Genomic DNA, 20,485 nt, shown 5'->3' with positions numbered 1-20,485 from the left:
AGCCAGTAGTTCCCTCCCGTGATCGTCCCTGTTAATGCCTTCTCCCGCTGTGGTTAAATCCATCCCTCGCGAAACCCCAGCTGTACTGCCCTTTCATTCAAGACTTCACCTGCGAATGTCCGACATCGCCGGTTCCCGTACCGGTGCCAGCGTCTGGAAGGGTTATCTGACACACAAAAAGAGGTTGTTATGTTTGGTCTTGATGCGCTAGAACTGGCCCGGATCCAGTTTGCCTTCACCGTCTCTTTTCACATCATTTTTCCCGCAATCACCATCGGGCTGGCCAGTTTTCTGGCGGTTCTGGAAGGCATGTGGCTAAAAACAAAAAAAGAGGCTTACCGCGACCTGTATCATTTCTGGTCGAAAATCTTCGCCGTTAACTTCGGTATGGGCGTGGTCTCCGGTCTGGTGATGGCGTACCAGTTCGGCACCAACTGGAGCATGTTCTCCTCGTTCGCCGGCAGTATTACCGGCCCGCTGCTGACCTACGAAGTGTTAACCGCATTCTTCCTGGAAGCCGGTTTCTTAGGCGTGATGTTGTTCGGCTGGAACCGCGTCGGCCCTGGTTTGCACTTCTTCTCTACCTGCATGGTGGCGCTCGGTACACTGATGTCGACGTTCTGGATCCTCGCTTCTAACAGCTGGATGCAGACACCACAGGGCTACGAGATTGTTAACAATCTGGTCGTTCCGGTCAGCTGGATGAAGATTATCTTCAACCCGTCCTTCCCGTTCCGCTTAATGCACATGACCACCGCCGCCTTCCTGGCGTCCGCGTTCTTCGTCGGTTCTGCTGCGGCATGGCATTTACTGCGCGGTCGCGACACGCCAGCCATCCGTACCATGTTGTCGATGGCAATGTGGATGGCCCTGATCGTCTCGCCAATTCAGGCGTTTTTGGGCGATGCCCACGGTCTGAATACCCTGAAATATCAGCCTGCTAAAATTGCTGCCATCGAAGGCCACTGGGAAAATAAAGACAACAAACCGTCCCCGCTGGTGCTGATTGGTTACCCGGACATGAACCGTGAAGAAACCCGTTGCGCGATTGAAATCCCGTATCTGGGCAGCCTGATCCTGACGCACAGCCTGACGCATCAGATCCCGGCGCTGAAATCCTTCCCGAAAGAAGATCGTCCGAACTCGTCCGTTATCTTCTACACCTTCCGCATTATGGCGGGTCTGGGCATGCTGATGATTTTGCTGGGTGTGCTGAGCCTCATCCTGCGTCGTGGCGGCAAAATGTATACCTCCAAAGCGTTCCTGCGCTTTGCCTTCCTGATGGGGCCTTCCGGTCTGCTGGCGTTACTGGCGGGTTGGATCACCACTGAAATGGGGCGTCAGCCGTGGGTGGTTTATGGACTGCTGCGCACCAAAGATGCGGTATCCAACCACAATGTGCTGCAAATGAGCGTCAGCCTGATCCTGTTCATCGTCATTTACTGCTCGGTGTTTGGTGTCGGTTACGGCTACATGATGCGTCTGATCCGCAAGGGTCCGCAGGCGCATGAAGGCGAAAGCGTTGACCACGGTGGTCCGGGCCAGCACCGCACACCTGCGCGTCCGCTGTCTGCGATTTCAGAATCACTGACCGACGAAAATAAGGGAGCTTGATAATGGGTATCGACTTACCGCTGATCTGGTTTTTGATCATCATCTTCGGCGTGATGATGTATGTAGTGATGGACGGCTTCGACCTGGGTATCGGCCTGCTGTTCCCGCTGGTGAAAAAAGAGCATGACCGCGACGTGATGATGAACACCGTTGCGCCGGTCTGGGACGGCAACGAAACCTGGCTGGTGCTGGGCGGTGCGGCGCTGTACGGCGCATTCCCGCTGGCGTATTCGGTGATACTGGACGCGCTGACTATTCCGCTGACCCTGATGCTGTTCGGCCTGATTTTCCGTGGTGTCGCTTTTGAGTTTCGCTTTAAAGCCAGCCCGGCCAAACGCCACGTATGGGATAAATCCTTCATTGGCGGTTCAGTGCTGGCGACCTTCTGTCAGGGCGTGGTGCTGGGTGCGGTCATCAACGGTATTCCGGTGGTAAACCGTACTTATGCCGGTGGCGCACTGGACTGGCTGACGCCGTTCACGCTGTTCTGTGGTTTTGCGCTGGTGGTGGCTTACGCCCTGCTCGGCTGCACCTGGCTTATCATGAAAACCGAAGGCGAATTGCAGGAAGCGATGCACAAGATTGCTAAACCGCTGCTGATAGTCTTCCTGCTGGTGACACTGGCAGTCAGTCTGTGGACGCCGCTGACGCACAGCGATATCGCCACCCGCTGGTTCTCCCGCCCTAACCTTTACTGGTTCCTGCCGGTACCGGTGCTGGTAGTGCTGGTCTCTGCATGGATGTACCGCGCCATAAGCAAAAATGCGCACCACTCGCCGTTCCTGCTGACGCTGGCGCTGGTGTTCCTGGGCTATACCGGACTCGGTATCAGCATCTGGCCGAACATCATTCCGCCGTCCATCTCTATCTGGGAAGCGGCGTCACCTCCGCAAAGTCAGGGCTTTATTCTGGTCGGCGCCCTGTTCATCATCCCAATCATTCTGGTGTACACCTTCTGGAGCTACTACGTGTTCCGCGGGAAAGTCACACCGGATCAGGGTTATCACTGAGGAATCGCATTATGAATCTCATCAGAAAAATGGATGACAGCAACATCACTAAGGCCCCGTTCTTAAAACGAGTCGGCTGGATGGCCGTCATCTGGGGCGGCAGCGTGCTGGCGTTATTTGTTGTGGCATCGGTGTTTCATCTGCTGATGTTCGCGGCGGGAATGAGAAGTCATTAAGTGAAAAAGGCCGCCATCATGGCGGCCTCTTTTTTAGCATGGCGTTCTGCCGCCCGTTAAGACGCTGAACAATACCTAATCACCGGTTCACACAGTACCGGGAAGTTCAGCGAATTCGCGATAAAGCACAGTTCATGTGCGCGGTGATGCAGTTCCTTCGCGAGCTGAATATCATCCCGGGCACGGATCGCAATGTCGGGTTTGAGTGTGATACTCGTGAAACACCCTTTCTCACCTTCTGTCATTACCCCTTCAGCCTTATCGATATAAGAATCAACACAGATACCCGCCTCGGCGCATAAATGCAAATACCAGAGCTGATGGCAGGCTGAAGCTGAAGCTACCAGCAGGTCTTCAGGGTTCCAGCGCGTGGCATCACCCAAAAATGCAGGGTCTGATGAACCAGCAATGCTTTGTTTCTTCCCTTCTGAAATATCATAATCGCGGCTGTAAGCCTTATAGGATTCTGTTCCGCGACCCTTATTGCCTGTCCATTCAATTTTGACCTGATAATGATGCTCGCGATGTGCCATAGCCGGTGCTCCTGTCGTTGGTAAGAAGGGGAAACTGAGGGGTGGAAAGGGATAGTTCTCCCTTCAACGTCAAAATGGTATACCATTACTCCATAATGTACAGGAGAAAATGATGACGCTGAAACCTCAATCCACCGCCGAAATGCTTGCCGGATCACTCAGGAAGATGATTAACAATGGCTCGCTGCCTGATGGCTCGCGGCTGGTAGAAAGGGATCTGGCCAGCCAGTTTGCTGTCAGCCGTGTTCCGATGCGGGAAGCTATCCGGCTGCTGGAGCAGGAAGGCATGGTGGATATTTTCAGAAACCGCGGGGCGGTGGTCAGAACACTGTCTGTTGAGGATATCGCTGAAATTTATGAACTGCGGGCTTTACTTGAGGGGGAAGCGATATTTAACAGCGTGCAGAATATGGATGCCGAAACACTGGCCAGAGCTGAACTCACGCACACACTGCTCGGGAATGCCGAAGACGCCGACAGGCAAGGAGAGCTCAACCGTGAGTTTCACGGTCTGCTGTACCGCGGATGTCAAAATAAGCGCCTGCTGGCGATGATCGACGAGTTACGTAATCAGATAGAAAGGTACGAACATTTTCAGCGCAGACTGCTTTCAGCAACTCAGGCATTTCAGCATGAACATGAATTGATTCTTAATGCGTGCCGGGAAGGCAATGCAGAGGCGGCATGGCAGGAAACCTTCCGGCATATTGAATCTGCCGGAAGAGTGCTAAAAGATTTCATCAGTAAGGGGATTTCGGCTCAAAAATGAGTGACTGCCCGAAGCCGATGTTCAGGGCCACTACGGTGGAAAACGCCGCCTGAGAATGGGATTATTTCTCCAGCACCAGCGTCACAAAATCCAAAATATCATCCATCGCTTCCTGACGGGCTTCGGCAGAAGGCATGACGATCAGCTGATCGGAATAGCCATTCATGATGGCGGATAACTGACGGGTAACGCGTCCGGCATCGGTCGGGCGAAACACGCCGCTGTCGATCCCGGCACGGATAATTTCAGCCAGCAGTTCCAGCCACTTATGCACCATCAGCCGCGCCAGTTCGGCGTAAGCCTCGTTATGTGCCGCCAGTTGCCACAGCGATCCGTACAGTTGCCAGATATCACCCTGCGTATCAGGCAGATAATTGCACACCAGCGTGTGCAATTTTGCTTTCGGTTCCAGCAGTGCGATTTCAGCGGAAAACTCTTTCAGCTCTGCCATCATCACCACTGACAACGCTTCAATGCACAGCGTCTGCCAGTCAGGAAAATAATGATAAATATGGCTGCGGGAAATCCCGACGTACTCCGTCAGCTCGCGCGTCGTGACTTTCTCAATCCCCTTTTCGATAAAGAGACTGATGGCGCCGTCAAGAATTTTAGCCCTTAACGCTTCCCGGTTTTCTTTCATCATTTATCCTGTGCTGGCATTGAGCAACTGCTCAGACCGGCATTTTATCAGGAAGCCCGGCGTGTGCCCACGGACTTACGCAGCACAATTTTCAGCACTACCACGCTGGCAATCACCAGCGCAGCCGCAGAAATCAGTACCGCCAGAAACGCCTGATCAAACGCGGTTCGTGCCAGGCTGGTCAGCAATGACGCATGCTCAGGGCTGAGATTACCGGCGATCGTTAATGCTTCATCCAGACTGTCATACGCCGTTTCACCGCTGACCAGTCCTTGCGGAAGGGTCAGACTGCGGCTGTAAACGGCCGTCATCAGACCACCCAGCAAGGTGACGCCAAGCACGCCGCCCATTTCCCACGACACATCTTCTATCGCGGCGACCATGCCAGCCTTGTCTTCCGGTGCATTAAGCATGATGGAGGTGGAAGCCGCCGTCACCGCGCCGCCAAGGCCAAAACCTAAAATAAACAGACTGATCAGCTGCATCACCGCGCTGCCATCATAGACCAGTGCGTGAATGACGATGCCAAGCGCAGATATCGCGAAGCCGCCGAGCATCATTTTGCGCACGCCGACACGCGGGATCAGCATACCCGCCAGCGGCGAGGCCAGTGCAGACGCCACCGGAATTGGCAGAATAAACATCGCCGCCATAAACGGCGTCAGTCCGAGCACCAGCTGCAACCGCTGGCTCAGCACCAGTTCGATACCGATCAGCGCAATCATTGACGTGATCGCCACGCCCACGCCACAGGCAAAGGCACGATTGCGGAACAGTGAAAAGTCGATCATCGGCTGTACAGCGCGTTTTTGTCTTCTGACGAATAAACCAAGGAACAACACGCCTGCGGCCGCAGAACCCAAGATCACAAGCCATGAAGAGTTAATCTGGCTCAGTTCTTTCAGCGCGTAAATCACCCCGACCAGCCCCGCCATCACCAGCGCAGAACCGGCAAAATCACACGGACGTTGTTTATTGCCTTCACCGCGTGGGATCAGCGCCTGGGCAAACGGGAAAACGGCCAGCACAATTGGCACGTTGATCAGGAACACCGAGCCCCACCAGAAGTATTCCAGCAGCACGCCGCCGATCACCGGCCCGAGCGCCGCCGCACCAGACGCTACCGCCGACCAGATACCGATCGCCAGCGCACGTTCACGTTCGTTGGTGAAGACATGACGCACAATCGCCAGCGTCGCAGGCATCATCATCGCTGCGCCAATCGCCAGGAACACCCGGGAGGCAATCAGCATTTCAGCGCTGGCAGAAAACGCCGCGCACAGGGAAGCGAGCGCAAACACCGGCAGCCCGCTCATAAAAAGATTTTTGTGTCCGATACGGTCACTGAGCATTCCCGCGCCCGGTAACAGACCGGCGACCACCAGCGGATAGGCGTTCACTATCCATAATTTTTCCGATGCCGTGGCACCCAGCGCCTGCGTCAGACGCGGTAATGCGGTGTACAGCACGGTCATATCAATGATGATCAAAAAGAGTGTACTGGTGACAATCGCAAGTATCAGCCAGCGGTTATTCACGAACATAAAAAGTGCCTCAGATAGATTTTGAGCAAGCGCTCAAGGCCAGCAAGATACTTGAGCAACCGCTCAAACTCAAGCGGCAACTGTCCGCCAGTTGATGAAGCGTTGAAGTAGCGAATGGGGAAGTTTGGATTTGCAGTTGGCCGCTGCAAAGGGGCGGCTTTTAAAAACAAATTATGATCAAGGTCGTGGGTTGCCACCCACACTGGCTCTTAAGGTCAAGGTCGTGGGCGTCGGCCCACACCGACCAGAGACCCGGTAACGCGCGGGCCTCTGGACTCCGCGCTTTTTCACTGCGCGCTATCGCAGGCACGACGTACATGTTCTTGTGCATTGGTGAGTGGCGCAAAATGTCATCGCTGCGCGATTCCCGAATTTCAGGTTTCGAGCCATAGGTCTCGAACCGTTCATTCGGTGCCATTTTTGAGCACGCCAATAAACTTATCTAAAAGATAAAAACAATCTGCCGTTGATTTAAGATCGTGCGGGCGATTCAGAAATCTTGCTGAACGGAGCGGTCTGGAGACCGGAGGCTCCAGGACCGAGTGAAGGAACCGCAAAGCGGCAAGATTTCCAGCCTGTCGCTGGTGATACCTGAAACATAGCCAGCGAGCGGAGCGTGCAGTTAAAAAAACGCAGGATTCCAAAGGGTTTCGTTTAAAACCCTTTGGGCCAGTGTGGGCGGCGAGCCCACGACCTTGACCTTAGGGCCAGTTTGGCTGTCAACCTAAGGTCTTGAACTTGACCTTAGGGCCAGTTTGGCTCGCAACCTAAGGTCTTGTCGGTATGGTCCGACGCTCCCGACCTTAACACCGGCGGCTGGAAGGCCGTGACATCGGGTAAAGGCGCGTCCCAGCGCTCGATATCAATCCAGCAACTTTGCGCACTGCACCCTTGCCCGAGTCGCGAACTGCCGCGATCTTCCGTCAGTACGTTCGGGTTGCCATGTTTATCCAGCGAGTCGGGTTGCGACGGATCCTGCGGGTCGTACCAGGCACCGGTCGACATTTGCACCACGCCGGGACGCAGATCTTCGGTCAGATGAACACCCGCCAGGATTGCGCCACGATCGTTAAACACCCGCACGATACTGCCCTCAGTAATACCCCGCGCGGCGGCATCCTGCGGATGTAACCAGAGCGGTTCACGGTCGCTGATTTTTGTCTTACGGCTGACGCTGCCATGATCGTACTGACTGTGCAACCGCGTCCGTGGCTGACTTGAGAGCAAATGCAGCGGCCAGCGGGCACGGGTTGCCTGCTGTTCACGGAAGTCCTGTTCATACCAGAACGGGAAACCTGGACATTCTTCGTAATCGAAATTCGCCACCGTCTGTGAAAACAGTTCGATTTTGCCTGACGGCGTAGCCAGCGGCGATCCTTCAGGGTCACGGCGGAAGTCTTCGAACAGGATCTGCGGCGCATCCGGACGCGCATACTCCAGTTTGCCCTGTTGCCAGAAATCATCGAATTCCGGCAGCTCAATGCCATCAGCCTGCGCACGGGGAACCGAAAGCTGGTAGATATGCCGCAGCCAGTCCGCCGCATCCCGCCCTTCGCTGAAGGCCTCACCAAAGCCCATCTGCTGCGCGAGCGCAGCAAATATCGCGTAATCGCTGTGCGCCTCACCGACCGGTGCAATATGCTGACGCATGGCAATCATGTAGCCGTCGTTGCTGGCGCTGCCGATATCCTCGCGCTCAAGTGACGTTGTCACCGGCAGCACGATGTCTGCGAACTTAGCCTGCGCCGTCCAGTACTGTTCATGCACCACCACGGTATCGGGCTGACGCCAGGCTTTCACCAGCCGGTTGATATCCTGATGATGGTGAAACGCATTACCGCCGGCCCAGTAAACCAGCCGGATATCGGGATACTGACAGTTTTTGCCATCGAACTGATACGCGCCGCCGGGATTGAGCAACATGTCGGAAAGCCGCGCCACGGGGATGTGATCGTTCACCGCATTTTTACCCATCGGCAAACGCGGACCGGAGAAAGTGCGGCGATCGGAGCCTGCAAGATTGGTAGACGCGTAGGCAAAGCCCAGCCCGCCGCCCGGCGTGCCGATCTGTCCGAGTAAAGACGCCAGCGCCACCGTCGCCCAGAAAGTTTGTTCGCCCTGTCGTGCGCGTTGCAAAGACCAGGCGATATTAATCATGGTGTGCTTTTCGGACATCTCACGCGCCAGCGTGCGGATTGCCTGCGCGCTGACGCCGGTCAGCGGTTCAGCCCATTCCGGCGTTTTGGCCTGCCCATCGCGTACGCCGGTCAGATAATCGCGGTACGTATCGAATCCGACGGTATGACTGGCGACAAAGCCAGCGTCATAACGGGATTCATCGACCAGAACATAACTCAGTGCCAGCAAAAGTGCGGTATCGCTGCCCGGTTTGAGGGACAGCCATTCAGCGGTTTTCACCGATGAGAGATCGTTCTTTACCGGACTGACGTTGATGAAGCGGGTACCGGTGCGTTCCATTTCCTGCAACCAGTATTTCAGGGAGTGATCGTTGGCACCGCCGCCGTTGACCTGCGCATTGCGCCACGGCAGTCCGCCGAAGGCGACGAACAGCTCGCACTTTCCGGCCAGCACGGACCAGTGAGTATGCTGTTTTTGCAGCACATCCAGATCACCGATTATGTGCGGCAATAAACGCTCCGCTGCGGCCAGACTGTAGGTGTTAGTGCTGCCGGTATAGCCGCCAAACTGATTGAAAAACCGGTGCATCTGGCTTTGCGCATGATGAAAACGACCGGCACTCGACCAGCCGTAAGACCCGGCATAGAACGCAGAATTACCGTGGGTTTCCTTTACGCGCGCAAGTTCAGCCGCGACCAGCGACAGCGCCGTCTCCCAGCTGACTTCGACAAAAGGCTCTTTGCCGCGTCCTTCACGAGAGGCCGCGCCGTGTTGTAAATAGCCCAGCCGGACCGCAGGGCGACGCACGCGGCTGGGTCCGTCTACCGAATCCACCAGGGATTGTCCGATTTCAGACGGATTACGATCCCATTCCACGGGTTCGACAGATTTTAAAACACCGTCAGCCGTGGCAACGCGGTACGTTCCCCAGTGCATAACAGCCAGATCATGGTTTTTTTTCATTATAAGCAGGTAAATTCAGGCAAAAATGCACCCTAGCATGCCGTTGCGCCCGCGGCTACGCTGTCTGTGTTATTTCTATTTTTATCATACGCTTATCTTATTTACGTATTAGACACCCCCTTCCCTATTTCTTAGGATTACGCCCCTTTGGGGCAATTTCTGACCATCAGATTCGCCTGTGCAGCAGGGTATTTACACCGTATCAGCCTATAAAATAAGGATAATAAAAAATGCCAAATTCCTGGAATCGTCGCGATTTCCTCAAGTTTTCTCTGGCAGCCGGCGCCGCTTCCGGGCTCAGTTTTACCCTGCCCGCTGCCGCTGCCGCTGCCGACAATACGCCCAAGAAAGGAGGACACCTCAAACTGGGCATTGATGGTGCCGCGACCACCGACGTGTTGGATCCGGCAAGTTGGATCAGTTCATACATGATGGTGGTAGGTTGTGCCTGGGGCGATACGCTGGTGCGTACCGATCCGGTCAGCGGCAAAGCGATACCGGGGCTGGCAGAAAGCTGGGAAAGCGCCGACAAATCATCGCGCTGGATATTTACCCTGCGTAAGGGCGTTCAGTTCCATAACGGCCAGGCGCTGACGGCAGAAGATGTAGTCAAAACCCTTTCCCGTCACCGTGATCCGAAATTCCGTTCCGGCGTAATTGCCTATCTGTCATCCATCAGTACCGTCACCAGTGATGGCGATAAAATCACCATTACTCTTAATGAAAGCAATGTCGATTTCCCGCTGGTGCTTTCGCTGTGGAACCTGCAAATCCAGCCCGGTGGCGGCTATGAAAATCCTAACGCCGGGATCGGCACCGGGCCTTACCGCATCGTCAAATTTGAGGCTGGCGTCTATACCCAACTGGAGAAAAACCCGCATGACTGGGACAGCAGCCGGGGCAATGTGGCGAGTGCAGAAGTGATCGCGATTAATGATGCATCGAGCCGGGTTGCGGCACTGTCTACCGGAAAAGTGCATTTCATCAGCGGGCTGAGCCCGAAAATCGTGGCACTGCTGAAAAGCGGCCCGGTCACGATTTACAACACACCGGGACGCGGACATTACACGTTGCCGATGATGGTCAACACCCCGCCGTTCGACAATAACGACCTGCGTCTGGCGCTGAAACTGGCCATTGATCGCCAGCAAATTCTGGATCGCGTGCTGGGCGGTTATGGCTCGCTGGGCAATGATTTCCCGGTCAACAGTGCGTATCCGTTGTTCCCGGCCGATATCCCGCAACGCCAGTACGACGCCGATCAGGCCGCATTCCACTTTAAAAAATCGGGCTACAGCGGGCCCATTGTGCTGGATGTCGCTGAAGGGGTTTTCCCCGGTGCCGTCGATGCCGCCACGCTGTTCCAGCTCAGCGCGCAGAAAGCCGGGATCAAAATTGATATCCGCCGCCAGCCGGATGACGGCTACTGGAATAATGTCTGGCGTAATAAACCGTTCTGCGTGTCGTCATGGGGAACGCGTTTAACCCAGGATCTGATCTATTCGCTCGAACTGGGCCCGTCCTCAGCCAGCAATGAAACCAACTTCGCTAATCCGCAATTTGCCAGCCTGCTCAAACTTTCACGGGCAGAAGAGGATGAGGCCAAACGCCGCACGCTGTATCACGACATTGCGCTGATTGTGCGTGATGAAGGCGGCACCCTGCTGCCGGTGTTCAATAATTATCTCAACGCCAGCAGCAACAAACTTCAGGGTTATATCGAAGATGTCGGCAACGATTTATCCAACGGTCACGTCATCTCACGCGTCTGGCTGAACAACTGATGAAAAGTCTTATTGCCCGCGGGGTGCGCAGCACGGCGCCCCGTCATCCGCTCGCCCGCGCCATCATTCACCGCCTGCTGCTGGCGGTGATTTTACTCTGGGGTGTATCGCTGCTGATCTTCGCCGCCGTCAACGCCCTGCCCGGTGATTTTGCTGCCGCGTCACTGGGACGCGCAGCGACACCTGAGGCGATTGCCAGTATCAGGCAAAGTCTCGGGCTGGATAAGCCGCTTGTCACCCGTTATCTGCTGTGGATGCTACAGATTTTCAAAGGCGATTTCGGGCTCTCATGGGCCAGTCAGCAACCGGTCAGCGCACAGCTCGGGCACCGGTTACTCAATTCACTGTGGCTTGCGGGTGCCGCCGCTTTACTGGCGATCCCGGTCGCGTTACTGGGCGGACTGTTCGCCGTGCGCTATCTGCACCGCCTGCCTGACCGTGTGATTACGCTGGTATCCCTGATTATTCTCTCACTGCCGGAATTTTTAATCGGCTATCTGCTGATTCAGGTGCTGGTGTTACACGTGGGCGTCTCGACGTTTCCCTCTACGATTTATGACGGCATGAGCCTGCCGGATCGTCTTTCCGCCCTGTTGCTGCCGGTGCTGACACTGGCGATTGCCGTGCTGGCAAACATGTTGCGATCGGCACGCAGTGCGCTGATGTCGGTCACCAGTACGCCATGGATGGAAACAGCGCGGCTGAAGGGATTACCGCCGCTGCGTATTTTATGGCGACACGCCGCACCAAATGCCATTTCCCCCGTACTGACCGTGATCGCCATGAATCTGGCCGGACTGATTGTCGGTGCGATGATCATCGAAGTGATTTTTGTCTATCCGGGTGTCGGGCAATACATGGTGGATGCCGTCACCGTACGCGACATCCCGGTGGTGCAGGCCTGCGGGCTGGTGTTTGCCGCCGTGTATATTCTGCTTAATTTACTGGTCGATATGCTGGCGATGGTGGCAAACCCACGACTGAGGTTCCCGCGATGAAATCACTTTTCTCCTCAGTAAGCGCCGTGACCGGTGCGTTTCTGCTAATCCTGTTTGTCTTCGCCTCGCTGGCCGCGCCGTGGATCGCGCCTTACGATGCCCGTCAGATAAGCGGTGAAATCTGGCAACCAATGAGTGCCGCCCATTGGCTGGGTACCGATAATCTCGGCAGGGATTTGTTCTCCCGTCTGCTGTCTGGCGCACGTCTTACCTTGTCATTTGCTTTTGTGATTTCGGTAATGGCTACGCTTGCGGGCACGCTGCTGAGCTTTCTGGCGGTCAGTGTGGGAGGCGCGGTGGAGGGGATATTGTCACGCCTCAACGATCTGTTTATGTCACTGCCGTCGCTGATTATCGCGCTGGTGGCGCTGGCGGTGTTACCACAAACTAACAGCACGCTGATCGTTGTGCTGGCCGCCATCGGTGCGACGCGCGTTTACCGTCTCGGTTACAGTCTTGCCTCGCATATTCTGGCCACGGATTACATGGAAGCCGCAAAGCTTGCCGGTGAATCTCACGCGTACCGGGTCATCCGCGAAATGCTGCCCAACGCCCGCTTTCCGCTGCTGGCCGAATGGGGAATGCAGTTCAGCGCCAGCATTCTTTTTATCTCGACACTCTCTTTCATCGGGCTGGGGATCCAGCCCCCCGCAGCCGACTGGGGCGCCATCGTGCGGGAAAATAAAGACGGCATTCTGTTTGGTGTCAGTGCCGCCTTTTACCCTGCTATCGCCATTTCGTTGCTGGTCATTGCCGTCAATTTGCTGGTCGATGCCCTGAGCAGAAAGCTGCAACAGCAGGAGGATCAGTGATGTCAGAGGCACTGTTACAGGTCGCACAGCTGTGCGTGGGACATCAGCAAACTGTGTTGATTGACCACGTGTCTTTCGAATTACGCAAAGGCGACGTGCTGGGCGTAATCGGCGAATCTGGCGCCGGGAAATCCACCCTCGGACTCGCGGTGATGGGGCATTATCGCGGCGCGCTGCGACCGCTCAGCGGCAGCATTACTTTTCAGGGGGAAACTTATCATCCCCGGGATGCGTGCCGTTTAGCGACACATCAGGGCAAACGCGTTTGTTATGTCGCGCAATCGGCCAGTGCCGGTTTTAATCCGGCATTTCCGCTGGGTTCGCAGGTTATTGAAGCCGCGTGTTATCACGGTGTCCTGACGCCTGAAGCCGCACAGGTAAAGGTGTTGCAGCTGTTCGCCCTGCTCGGTTTGCCGGATCCGGTACAGTTCGCCAGACGCTATCCTCATCAGGTTTCCGGCGGTCAGTTGCAGCGGGCAATGACCGCCATGGCACTGTGCTCCTCGCCTGATTTGATTGTTTTTGATGAGCCGACCACCGCGCTGGATGTCACTACGCAGCTCGACGTTCTGGCGGCTATCCGCCACGCGGTGAAGCAAACCCGCACGGCGGCGCTGTATATTTCGCACGATATTGCTGTCGTCTCGCAAATTGCCGACAGCCTGCTGGTGTTGCGCCACGGCAAACAGATCGAATATGGCCGCACTGCCGATATCCTTAGGTCAGCCGCACATCCTTACACCCGTGCGTTGCTCAATACCCGACATCCGGCACCGCTGCCGGTCGCTGAACACCATGCGCCGGTGCTTGAACTGCGTGATCTGACCGTCGGGTACGGTAACGGGCAGCCGGTTATCTCGCAACTTTCGCTGACACTGCCCCGCGGGCAAACCTTTGCGCTGGTCGGCGAGTCGGGCTCCGGTAAATCCACCCTGGCCCGCACGCTGGCCGGGCTGCAAAAACCGCAATCCGGCGAGCTGACGCTGGAAGGCAAGGTACTGTCGTTTGATTGTCAGCGGCGAACTGCGCAGCAGCGCTGGCAAATCCAGTACATTTATCAGAACGCGGATACCGCACTGAACCCGCGCCACCGGGTACGTGAGCTGGTCGGGCGGAATATCATGCGCCGCAGCGGTTTACACGGTGCCGCGCTTAAAGCACGCCTCAGCCAGTTGCTTGAGCAGGTAGAACTGGCGCCGGAGCTGGCCGATCGTTTTCCCTCGCAGCTTTCAGGCGGGCAAAAACAGCGAGTGGCAATTGCGCGGGCGCTGGCAGCGGAACCGGAAATTCTCATTTGTGATGAACCTACCTCGGCACTGGATCCGCTGGTTGCGCAGGGCGTTCTGGCCTTGTTCAGACAGCTTCAGCAGTCTGCCGGCCTGACCTTGCTTTTTATCACTCACGACATCGCGACGGTGCGCAGCATTGCCCATTCCGTGGCCGTCATGCATCGCGGCAAACTGGTGCGTCAGGGCTTGCGGGAGACGGTGCTGACGCCGCCTTTCGATGATTACACCGCGCGTCTGTTGCAGGCCGAACCCACGCTGGAACCCGGCTGGCTGGCATCAGCCCTGAAGGTTCCGTCTCCCGAATACCCCTTGTCATTGCAGGAAATACTCACATGATCCAGACCGATATAGCCCGACGCGCCCGCGCAATTTTTTCCGACTCGCTGGTCTGGGATGGCCACTCCGGCTTCATGCCCGATCCGGCTGCAGACCTGAATAATCTACAACTCTGGCGGGATGCGGGCGTACATTACCTGTCAGTGGATGTCGGCTTTGATGTCCTGCCGTGGGAGCAGACAGTACGCAATCTGGCGGCGTTCCGGCACTGGATCCTCGATCATGCCGATGACTATCTGCTGGTGAACCAGCCGGAGGATATTCTGAGCGCCCGTGCTGCAGGAAAGCTGGCGATCACCTTTGATATCGAAGGAATGAACGCGCTGGATGGCCGCGTTGAAATGGTGGAGTTTTATCATCACCTGGGCGTACGACAGATGCTGTTTGCTTATAACCGCAATAATCTCGCGGGTGGCGGCTGCCATGATGAAAACACAGGTTTAACCTCTTTCGGCAAAGAAGTGATTGATGAAATGAACCGCGTTGGCATGTTCGTTGATGTCTCTCATTGCAGTCTTCAGACAAGCATCGAAGCCATTGAATATTCCCGTAAGCCGGTCATCTTTTCCCATTCCAATCCAAAAGCCGTACATGCGCACGGCAGGAACATCAGCGATGAACAAATCAGGGCATGTGTGAACAATGGCGGGCTGATTGGCGTGAACGGGATTGGTGAGTTCCTGGGTGACAGCGCGCCCGACGCCGCGCTGTTCGCCCGGCATGTCGATTATCTGATTCATCTCGCCGGTCCCCGCCACGTGGGAATAGCGCTGGATTATGCCTTTCCGGTGGGCAATGTCAGTACCGGCGAAATTCTGGCGGCACATCCTGAATACTGGCCCGCAGAGGAATATTCCGGGGAAGGTGGCTACGTGCATCCCTCCGCGCTGGAAGAGGTTGTCGGCCATTTGTTACAGTCAGGACACAGCGAAAAAGTGATCCGCAATGTGCTGGGGGAAAACTTCTTACGGCTGGCGAGAGAAGTCTGGTAAACGCTCATGGCAGGCACTGAAATACAGTAAGGAGTCAGATGCCTCGCCTATTTCATCCCTGGCCAAAAATCTTGATGACCGCATCCAGATGATCTTTCATCGCTTTCTTTGCTGCACGACTGTCCCTTGCTTCCAGTGCGGTCAGGATTTCAAGATGTTCAATCTCAGAGCGGTGCGGCATATCCTGCGGCGTGTAGTGCAGTTGCAGGCTGCGGAACATGGTGCCATAACGGTGGCCGAGCAGGTGCGCGATGATAAAAGCGTAAGCCGGATTACCACTGGCCTGCGCGATGCGGATATGAAACAAACGGTCACCGGGATGCGTCGCCGAGCCATTGCGGTTATCGCGACAGTTCTGTTCATAAGCCAGCCTGATCGCCGCAAGTTCGTCGTCGGTTGCGTTTCTTGCCGCCAGTGCCGCGGTTTCCGGTTCAATCAGACGCCGGGTTTGCAGCAGGGAAAATGGCGGCAATTCGGCAGTGAAATCCAGCTCGATATTCAGCTCATCATCCACGTCCGCCCACTGATTACGCCCTGCCTGCGACATCACCGGTTCCTGCGAAGGCGCGGCAGGCTTCGACGGTTGCTGACGCACAATCACGCCGTTTCCCACACGCACATCCACCAGTCCGATCACTTCCAGCGCAATCAGCGCCTCCCGCACTGACGCCCGGCTGACCTGTAACTGACTGGCCAGTTCACGCTCGGCAGGAAGACGGCTGCCGGGCGGAAATTCTTTGTTATCGATTAACGTTTTTAGCTGGTCAGCTATCTGCCTGTAAATTCTGGGATTTTCTAATTTTTTTATCGGCATCGGACACCTGAGGTCAATTCTCATTAAGTGATTCAGCTAGCATTTCCCGGACAAAAATCTTGCTGAATTGTTTTATGCATGTAAAAAGTTGGTTAAACGAAATGGCGTTTTAAGTACAAGCTTGCCGAACATCTTAGCAAAAAGCAGTGCTTATCACGCGTTTTTTTCACCTCCAATGGCCTGACCATTAGGCCTTTAAAATCACTCTTACGGGGAACAGCTATGAGCCTGGCATGGTGGAATCACCTTCCCTGCGCCAGCGCATTGCTGCTCAGGCACAGGCTGAAGGCCGCAGCGAAAAAGAAGTGTATGAGGTGTTTGTTTCGCGTCAGCCAATCGGGCGCATCGGTAAAAAAGAAGAAATCGCCCAGCTTGCGCTGTATCTGGCCTCAGATGCCAGTTCATATACCACCGACACGGTTCAGATTATTGACGGCGGCTGGAGATACTGATTTTCACAGATCTGACTTTCACAGAAGGACACTGACTCATGAAATTATTACGTTACGGCAATGCAGGTTCTGAACGCCCCGGCCTGCTCGACAGCAACGGCAAATTGCGCGATCTCAGCGCCTGTGTTGGCGACATTATTTCCACCGGAACACCGCCGGCCGTCGGGCTGGGGCAGAAACCGCCGGTATATCTGAAAGCCGGTCAGGTGATACGTCTTGGAATTGAAGGTTTGGGTGAGCAACGTCAGAAGACGGTGCAGGCATAACCTCTTGCAGCTGAAGGATTTTTTGTGATGACAACCATTACCGCTTTACGTGTTGAAGATGTGCGCTTCCCGACCTCGCTGGCGCTGGACGGATCGGATGCAATGAACCCGGATCCGGATTATTCCGCCGCGTACGTGATCCTCGAAACTGACAGTCCTGCGCTCAAAGGCCACGGCCTGACGTTCACTATCGGGCGCGGTAACGAAATTTGTTGTGCGGCCATTAAAGCGCTGGAACATCTGATCGTCGGACGGGATCTGGCGGCCATCACCGCCGATATGGGTCAGTTCTGGCGCGATTTCACCAGTGACAGTCAGCTGCGCTGGATTGGCCCGGACAAGGGCGCGATCCATCTGGCGACCGGTGCGGTAGTCAATGCCGTGTGGGATTTATGGAGCAAAGCCGCCGGTAAACCCTTGTGGAAACTGGTCTCTGACATGTCGCCGGAAGAACTGGTGGGCTGCATCGATTTTCGCTACATCACCGACTGCATCACGCCGCAGGAAGCGCTGACACTATTGCAGCAGCGTTCTGACAACAAGGCGCAACGCACAGAGAAACTGCTGGCAGAAGGGTATCCGTGTTACACGACGTCCGCGGGCTGGCTGGGTTATCCCGACGATAAACTGCGCCGTTTATGTCAGGAAGCCGTCGATGCCGGTTTCGATTATCTGAAACTGAAGGTCGGACGCGACCTGGAAGATGACATCCGCCGTGTGCGCATCGCGCGTGAAGTTATCGGCCCGGATCGCAAACTGATGATCGACGCCAATCAGGTCTGGGAAACCAACGACGCCATCCCGTGGGTGAACGCCCTCGCCTTCGCCAGTCCGTGGTTTATCGAAGAACCCACCAGCCCGGACGATATCGAAGGCCACCGCAAAATCCGTCAGGCCGTTGCGCCGGTCAAAGTCGCCACCGGCGAAATGTGCCAGAACCGCATCATGTTTAAACAGTTCATCATGCGGGAAGCCATTGACGTGGTGCAGATTGATGCCTGCCGCATGGGCGGCGTCAACGAAGTGCTGGCCGTGATGCTGATGGCCGCCAAATACAATCTGCCGGTGTGTCCGCACGCAGGCGGCGTCGGGTTATGCGAGTACGTTCAGCACCTGTCGATGATTGATTATCTGTGCATCGCGGGAACGCACGAAGGCCGTGTGATCGAATACGTTGACCATCTTCACGAGCATTTTGTGCATCCGTGCGACATCCGTGGCGCGGCGTATATGCCACCGGAAGCGCCGGGATTCTCCATCGAAATGCATCAGGCGTCGATTGAAAAATATCGCCATCACGCCTGAAACCCATGCTAAAGAAAGCTCGAGGAGAACGCCGATGCGCATCGACAGCCACCAGCATTTCTGGCGCTACACGCCGCAGGATTACCGCTGGATAAGCGATGACATGGCGGTGCTGAAGCAGGACTTATTACCGGAAACGTTAAGACCAACGTTACAACGTCACGATATTCAGGGCACGATTCTGGTTCAGGCCTGTTCCTCAGTGCAGGAAACGCGCTGGCTGCTGGAGCTTGCAGAGAAAACCGACTTCGTGCGCGCCGTTACAGGCTGGGTGGATTTGTCATCGCCAGGGCTCGAACAGGAACTGGACACGATTTCGCATCCGCTGTTACGCGGTTTCCGCCATCAGGTTCAGGACGAACCTGCGCCCGCGCAATGGCTGGCAGATCCGGCAATAAATGCCGGACTCCGTCAGTTACAGCAAAAGGGTTATGTCTACGAAATTCTGGTAACGCACCGCCATCTGACGGACGCCGTGAAATTTGCCAAACGTCATGACGACTATTTTCTGGTGCTCGATCATTTCGGCAAGCCCGATCTGAGCCGGAGTGCCGCGCACTGGAAGCAGCAGGTTGCGCCGCTGGCGGGGTTAAAACACGTCAGCTGCAAACTCTCCGGGCTGCTGACCGAACCGCGTCCGGCAGGTATGTCAGCCCGCGATCTGCTGCCATATTTTGAGGCCGCGCTGGAGATTTTTGGCGCTGAGCGGCTGATGTTTGGCTCCGACTGGCCGGTATGCCTGCTGGCTGATGTGGATGAAAATCCGTGGGATTTATGCGAACAGGCCACAGCGACATTAAGCAGTGACGAGCAGGCAGCCATTTATGGCGGCAACGCCTGCGCGATTTACCAATTACAGCCTTTACCGATTACAGGAAATGACTGATGAATCTGCATCTGCAAAATAAAGTGGTGATGGTCACCGGTGGCGGATCTGGTATCGGCGCGGCGATTTCGCTGACGCTGGCGGAAGAAGGCGCGATCCCGGTGATCATCAGCAATACCGAACCGGCCAATGAACTGATGCATAAACTGCAACAGCTTTCGCCACAGGCCAGTTTTGTGCTGACTGAACTGCGTGACGAGGCCAGCTGCAAAGCCGCCGTCGACGACGTGTTCAGCCGTTTCGACAGCATCGACGGGCTGGTGAATAACGCCGGTGCCAACGACAGCGTGGGACTGGATGCCGGTCGCGAAGCCTTTGTGAAATCACTCGAACAGAATCTGATCCACTATTACCTGATGGCCCATCTGAGCCTTGACGCCCTGCGCGCCAGCCGGGGAGCCATCGTCAATATCAGTTCGAAAACCGCATTAACCGGGCAGGGCAATACCAGCGGTTATGCCTCAGCAAAAGGCGGCATTCTGGCGCTGACACGCGAATGGGCGGCGGCGCTGCTCGGCGACGGTATCCGCGTTAATGCGGTGATCCCGGCAGAAGTGATGACGCCGCTGTACGAACGCTGGATCAAAAGCTTCGATCATCCTGAAGAAAAGCTGCAACAAATTACCTCGCACATTCCGCTGGGGCAGCGCATGACCACGCCGCAGGAAATCGCCAACACCGTGGTGTTTTTGCTTTCTTCCCGCGCCTCGCACACCACCGGCCAGTGGCTGACCGTGGACGGTGGCTATATGCATCTCGACCGGGCGCTGACATGACGCGCCGCTATTGTCAGGCGCTGGATCTGGCGGACGATCCGGCGCTTATCGAAGAATATCAGCGTTATCACCGCGAAATCTGGCCGGAAATTACCGCACATCTGCGCCGTTATGGCATCGCAGACATGGAAATTTACCGGCTTGGCAACCGGCTGATGATGGTGATGGAAACCACGGAAGATTTTGACAGCGGGCTGTTCGAACGCCGCAGTCTGGAGGATCCGAAAGTCTGCGAATGGGAAGCCCTGATGTGGAAATATCAGCGCCCCACGCCGTGGACGCCCGCCGGTGAAAAATGGGTGGAAATGGAGAAGATTTTTTCTCTGGCCGAACAGAAGTAGCTATACACCTCCCTGCTGTGAGGGAGTTAACCGTTTTTCACGTTAT

19 protein-coding genes and 2 pseudogenes are annotated in these 20,485 nt (G+C 55.8%); 15 read left to right on the top strand and 6 right to left on the bottom strand.

What is annotated here, in order from left to right:
* The first annotated feature begins 189 nt into the window (after positions 1 to 189).
* From EC840_RS07630 to EC840_RS07620, 3 genes are read left to right on the top strand one after another with little or no spacing between them, the layout of a single operon-like run.
* The gene (locus EC840_RS07630) at positions 190 to 1,614 is read left to right on the top strand and encodes a cytochrome ubiquinol oxidase subunit I (protein WP_132964762.1); all 1,425 of its coding nucleotides are present in this window, start codon (positions 190 to 192) and stop codon (positions 1,612 to 1,614) included.
* 2 nt (positions 1,615 to 1,616) lie between these two features.
* Complete coding sequence (cydB, locus tag EC840_RS07625) at positions 1,617 to 2,624, top strand: cytochrome d ubiquinol oxidase subunit II (RefSeq protein ID WP_113876440.1); 1,008 nt, start codon at positions 1,617 to 1,619, stop codon at positions 2,622 to 2,624.
* An 11-nt stretch (positions 2,625 to 2,635) separates the two neighbouring features.
* Entirely contained in the window at positions 2,636 to 2,800 is a 165-nt protein-coding gene (locus EC840_RS07620) for a DUF2474 domain-containing protein (RefSeq protein WP_013577857.1), read from the top strand.
* 56 nt (positions 2,801 to 2,856) lie between these two features.
* Here the strand turns inward: EC840_RS07620 and EC840_RS07615 are convergent, their stop codons facing one another.
* Positions 2,857 to 3,333, bottom strand: a complete 477-nt coding sequence (locus EC840_RS07615) for an OsmC family protein (protein WP_132964760.1) — start codon at positions 3,331 to 3,333, stop codon at positions 2,857 to 2,859.
* 112 nt (positions 3,334 to 3,445) lie between these two features.
* On the opposite strand from EC840_RS07615, the gene EC840_RS07610 reads away from it, so the two are divergent.
* Complete coding sequence (locus EC840_RS07610; RefSeq protein ID WP_132964758.1) at positions 3,446 to 4,102, top strand: GntR family transcriptional regulator; 657 nt, start codon at positions 3,446 to 3,448, stop codon at positions 4,100 to 4,102.
* A gap of 61 nt (positions 4,103 to 4,163) precedes the next feature.
* On the opposite strand, the gene EC840_RS07605 is transcribed toward EC840_RS07610, so the two are convergent.
* The 4 genes from EC840_RS07605 to EC840_RS07590 form a co-directional block, all read right to left on the bottom strand.
* Positions 4,164 to 4,742, bottom strand: a complete 579-nt coding sequence (locus EC840_RS07605; protein ID WP_132964756.1) for a TetR/AcrR family transcriptional regulator — start codon at positions 4,740 to 4,742, stop codon at positions 4,164 to 4,166.
* 47 nt (positions 4,743 to 4,789) lie between these two features.
* The gene (locus EC840_RS07600; protein WP_132964754.1) at positions 4,790 to 6,286 is read right to left on the bottom strand and encodes an MFS transporter; all 1,497 of its coding nucleotides are present in this window, start codon (positions 6,284 to 6,286) and stop codon (positions 4,790 to 4,792) included.
* Positions 6,277 to 6,483, bottom strand: a complete 207-nt coding sequence (locus EC840_RS07595; RefSeq protein WP_132964752.1) for a hypothetical protein — start codon at positions 6,481 to 6,483, stop codon at positions 6,277 to 6,279. Before EC840_RS07595 ends, EC840_RS07600 begins: the two co-directional genes overlap by 10 nt.
* Positions 6,484 to 7,030: 547 nt before the next feature.
* Positions 7,031 to 9,388, bottom strand: coding sequence for a molybdopterin-dependent oxidoreductase (locus tag EC840_RS07590; RefSeq protein WP_132964750.1), 2,358 nt, complete (start codon positions 9,386 to 9,388; stop codon positions 7,031 to 7,033).
* Between the two features lie 230 nt (positions 9,389 to 9,618).
* Here EC840_RS07590 and EC840_RS07585 point away from each other — a divergent pair, with 230 nt between their 5' ends.
* Genes EC840_RS07585 through EC840_RS07565 form a run of 5 tightly spaced genes read left to right on the top strand, consistent with a single transcriptional unit; the run spans position 9,619 to position 15,599 of the window.
* On the top strand, positions 9,619 to 11,172 hold the full coding sequence (locus EC840_RS07585; RefSeq protein ID WP_132964748.1) for an ABC transporter substrate-binding protein: 1,554 nt from the start codon (positions 9,619 to 9,621) through the stop codon (positions 11,170 to 11,172).
* Entirely contained in the window at positions 11,172 to 12,170 is a 999-nt protein-coding gene (locus EC840_RS07580; protein ID WP_132964746.1) for an ABC transporter permease, read from the top strand. The genes EC840_RS07585 and EC840_RS07580 overlap by 1 nt, the downstream gene beginning before the upstream one ends.
* Positions 12,167 to 12,982, top strand: coding sequence for an ABC transporter permease (locus EC840_RS07575; RefSeq protein ID WP_120163368.1), 816 nt, complete (start codon positions 12,167 to 12,169; stop codon positions 12,980 to 12,982). The genes EC840_RS07580 and EC840_RS07575 overlap by 4 nt, the downstream gene beginning before the upstream one ends.
* Positions 12,982 to 14,607, top strand: a complete 1,626-nt coding sequence (locus tag EC840_RS07570; RefSeq protein ID WP_132964744.1) for an ABC transporter ATP-binding protein — start codon at positions 12,982 to 12,984, stop codon at positions 14,605 to 14,607. The genes EC840_RS07575 and EC840_RS07570 overlap by 1 nt, the downstream gene beginning before the upstream one ends.
* On the top strand, positions 14,604 to 15,599 hold the full coding sequence (locus EC840_RS07565; RefSeq protein WP_132964742.1) for a membrane dipeptidase: 996 nt from the start codon (positions 14,604 to 14,606) through the stop codon (positions 15,597 to 15,599). Before EC840_RS07570 ends, EC840_RS07565 begins: the two co-directional genes overlap by 4 nt.
* Positions 15,600 to 15,651: 52 nt before the next feature.
* Here EC840_RS07565 and EC840_RS07560 read toward each other — a convergent pair whose 3' ends face one another.
* Positions 15,652 to 16,413: a FadR/GntR family transcriptional regulator gene (locus tag EC840_RS07560; RefSeq protein WP_132964740.1), complete on the bottom strand. Its 762-nt coding sequence runs from the start codon at positions 16,411 to 16,413 to the stop codon at positions 15,652 to 15,654.
* Between the two features lie 215 nt (positions 16,414 to 16,628).
* Between EC840_RS07560 and EC840_RS07555 the strand changes: the two are divergent.
* From EC840_RS07555 to EC840_RS07530, 6 genes and pseudogenes are all read left to right on the top strand, one after another.
* Positions 16,629 to 16,865 (top strand): annotated as a pseudogene (locus EC840_RS07555) (SDR family oxidoreductase); the annotation flags it as partial.
* A 128-nt stretch (positions 16,866 to 16,993) separates the two neighbouring features.
* Positions 16,994 to 17,131 (top strand): annotated as a pseudogene (locus EC840_RS07550) (fumarylacetoacetate hydrolase family protein); the annotation flags it as partial.
* Between the two features lie 27 nt (positions 17,132 to 17,158).
* Positions 17,159 to 18,436: an L-fuconate dehydratase gene (locus tag EC840_RS07545; protein ID WP_132964738.1), complete on the top strand. Its 1,278-nt coding sequence runs from the start codon at positions 17,159 to 17,161 to the stop codon at positions 18,434 to 18,436.
* A 34-nt stretch (positions 18,437 to 18,470) separates the two neighbouring features.
* A complete protein-coding gene (locus EC840_RS07540) occupies positions 18,471 to 19,322 on the top strand; it encodes an amidohydrolase family protein (RefSeq protein WP_132964825.1) in 852 nt (283 codons plus the stop codon).
* Positions 19,322 to 20,098, top strand: a complete 777-nt coding sequence (locus EC840_RS07535) for an SDR family oxidoreductase (RefSeq protein ID WP_132964736.1) — start codon at positions 19,322 to 19,324, stop codon at positions 20,096 to 20,098. The genes EC840_RS07540 and EC840_RS07535 overlap by 1 nt, the downstream gene beginning before the upstream one ends.
* On the top strand, positions 20,095 to 20,439 hold the full coding sequence (locus tag EC840_RS07530; RefSeq protein ID WP_132964734.1) for an L-rhamnose mutarotase: 345 nt from the start codon (positions 20,095 to 20,097) through the stop codon (positions 20,437 to 20,439). The genes EC840_RS07535 and EC840_RS07530 overlap by 4 nt, the downstream gene beginning before the upstream one ends.
* The last annotated feature ends 46 nt before the right edge of the window (positions 20,440 to 20,485 follow it).

It is taken from the genome of Rahnella sp. JUb53, from assembly GCF_004346065.1.
GTDB lineage: Bacteria > Pseudomonadota > Gammaproteobacteria > Enterobacterales > Enterobacteriaceae > Rahnella > Rahnella variigena.
This window is presented reverse-complemented; position numbering and strand designations above follow the sequence as displayed.

Bases quoted from the DNA above. Each gene is read 5' to 3' on its own strand.
- EC840_RS07630 (WP_132964762.1), top strand. From the start codon at position 190: ATGTTTGGTCTTGATGCGCTAGAACTGGCCCGGATCCAGTTTGCCTTC.
- cydB (WP_113876440.1), top strand. From the start codon at position 1,617: ATGGGTATCGACTTACCGCTGATCTGGTTTTTGATCATCATCTTCGGC.
- EC840_RS07620 (WP_013577857.1), top strand. From the start codon at position 2,636: ATGAATCTCATCAGAAAAATGGATGACAGCAACATCACTAAGGCCCCG.
- EC840_RS07615 (WP_132964760.1), bottom strand. From the start codon at position 3,333: ATGGCACATCGCGAGCATCATTATCAGGTCAAAATTGAATGGACAGGC.
- EC840_RS07610 (WP_132964758.1), top strand. From the start codon at position 3,446: ATGACGCTGAAACCTCAATCCACCGCCGAAATGCTTGCCGGATCACTC.
- EC840_RS07605 (WP_132964756.1), bottom strand. From the start codon at position 4,742: ATGAAAGAAAACCGGGAAGCGTTAAGGGCTAAAATTCTTGACGGCGCC.
- EC840_RS07600 (WP_132964754.1), bottom strand. From the start codon at position 6,286: ATGTTCGTGAATAACCGCTGGCTGATACTTGCGATTGTCACCAGTACA.
- EC840_RS07590 (WP_132964750.1), bottom strand. From the start codon at position 9,388: ATGAAAAAAAACCATGATCTGGCTGTTATGCACTGGGGAACGTACCGC.
- EC840_RS07585 (WP_132964748.1), top strand. From the start codon at position 9,619: ATGCCAAATTCCTGGAATCGTCGCGATTTCCTCAAGTTTTCTCTGGCA.
- EC840_RS07580 (WP_132964746.1), top strand. From the start codon at position 11,172: ATGAAAAGTCTTATTGCCCGCGGGGTGCGCAGCACGGCGCCCCGTCAT.
- EC840_RS07575 (WP_120163368.1), top strand. From the start codon at position 12,167: ATGAAATCACTTTTCTCCTCAGTAAGCGCCGTGACCGGTGCGTTTCTG.
- EC840_RS07570 (WP_132964744.1), top strand. From the start codon at position 12,982: ATGTCAGAGGCACTGTTACAGGTCGCACAGCTGTGCGTGGGACATCAG.
- EC840_RS07565 (WP_132964742.1), top strand. From the start codon at position 14,604: ATGATCCAGACCGATATAGCCCGACGCGCCCGCGCAATTTTTTCCGAC.
- EC840_RS07560 (WP_132964740.1), bottom strand. From the start codon at position 16,413: ATGCCGATAAAAAAATTAGAAAATCCCAGAATTTACAGGCAGATAGCT.
- EC840_RS07545 (WP_132964738.1), top strand. From the start codon at position 17,159: ATGACAACCATTACCGCTTTACGTGTTGAAGATGTGCGCTTCCCGACC.
- EC840_RS07540 (WP_132964825.1), top strand. From the start codon at position 18,471: ATGCGCATCGACAGCCACCAGCATTTCTGGCGCTACACGCCGCAGGAT.
- EC840_RS07535 (WP_132964736.1), top strand. From the start codon at position 19,322: ATGAATCTGCATCTGCAAAATAAAGTGGTGATGGTCACCGGTGGCGGA.
- EC840_RS07530 (WP_132964734.1), top strand. From the start codon at position 20,095: ATGACGCGCCGCTATTGTCAGGCGCTGGATCTGGCGGACGATCCGGCG.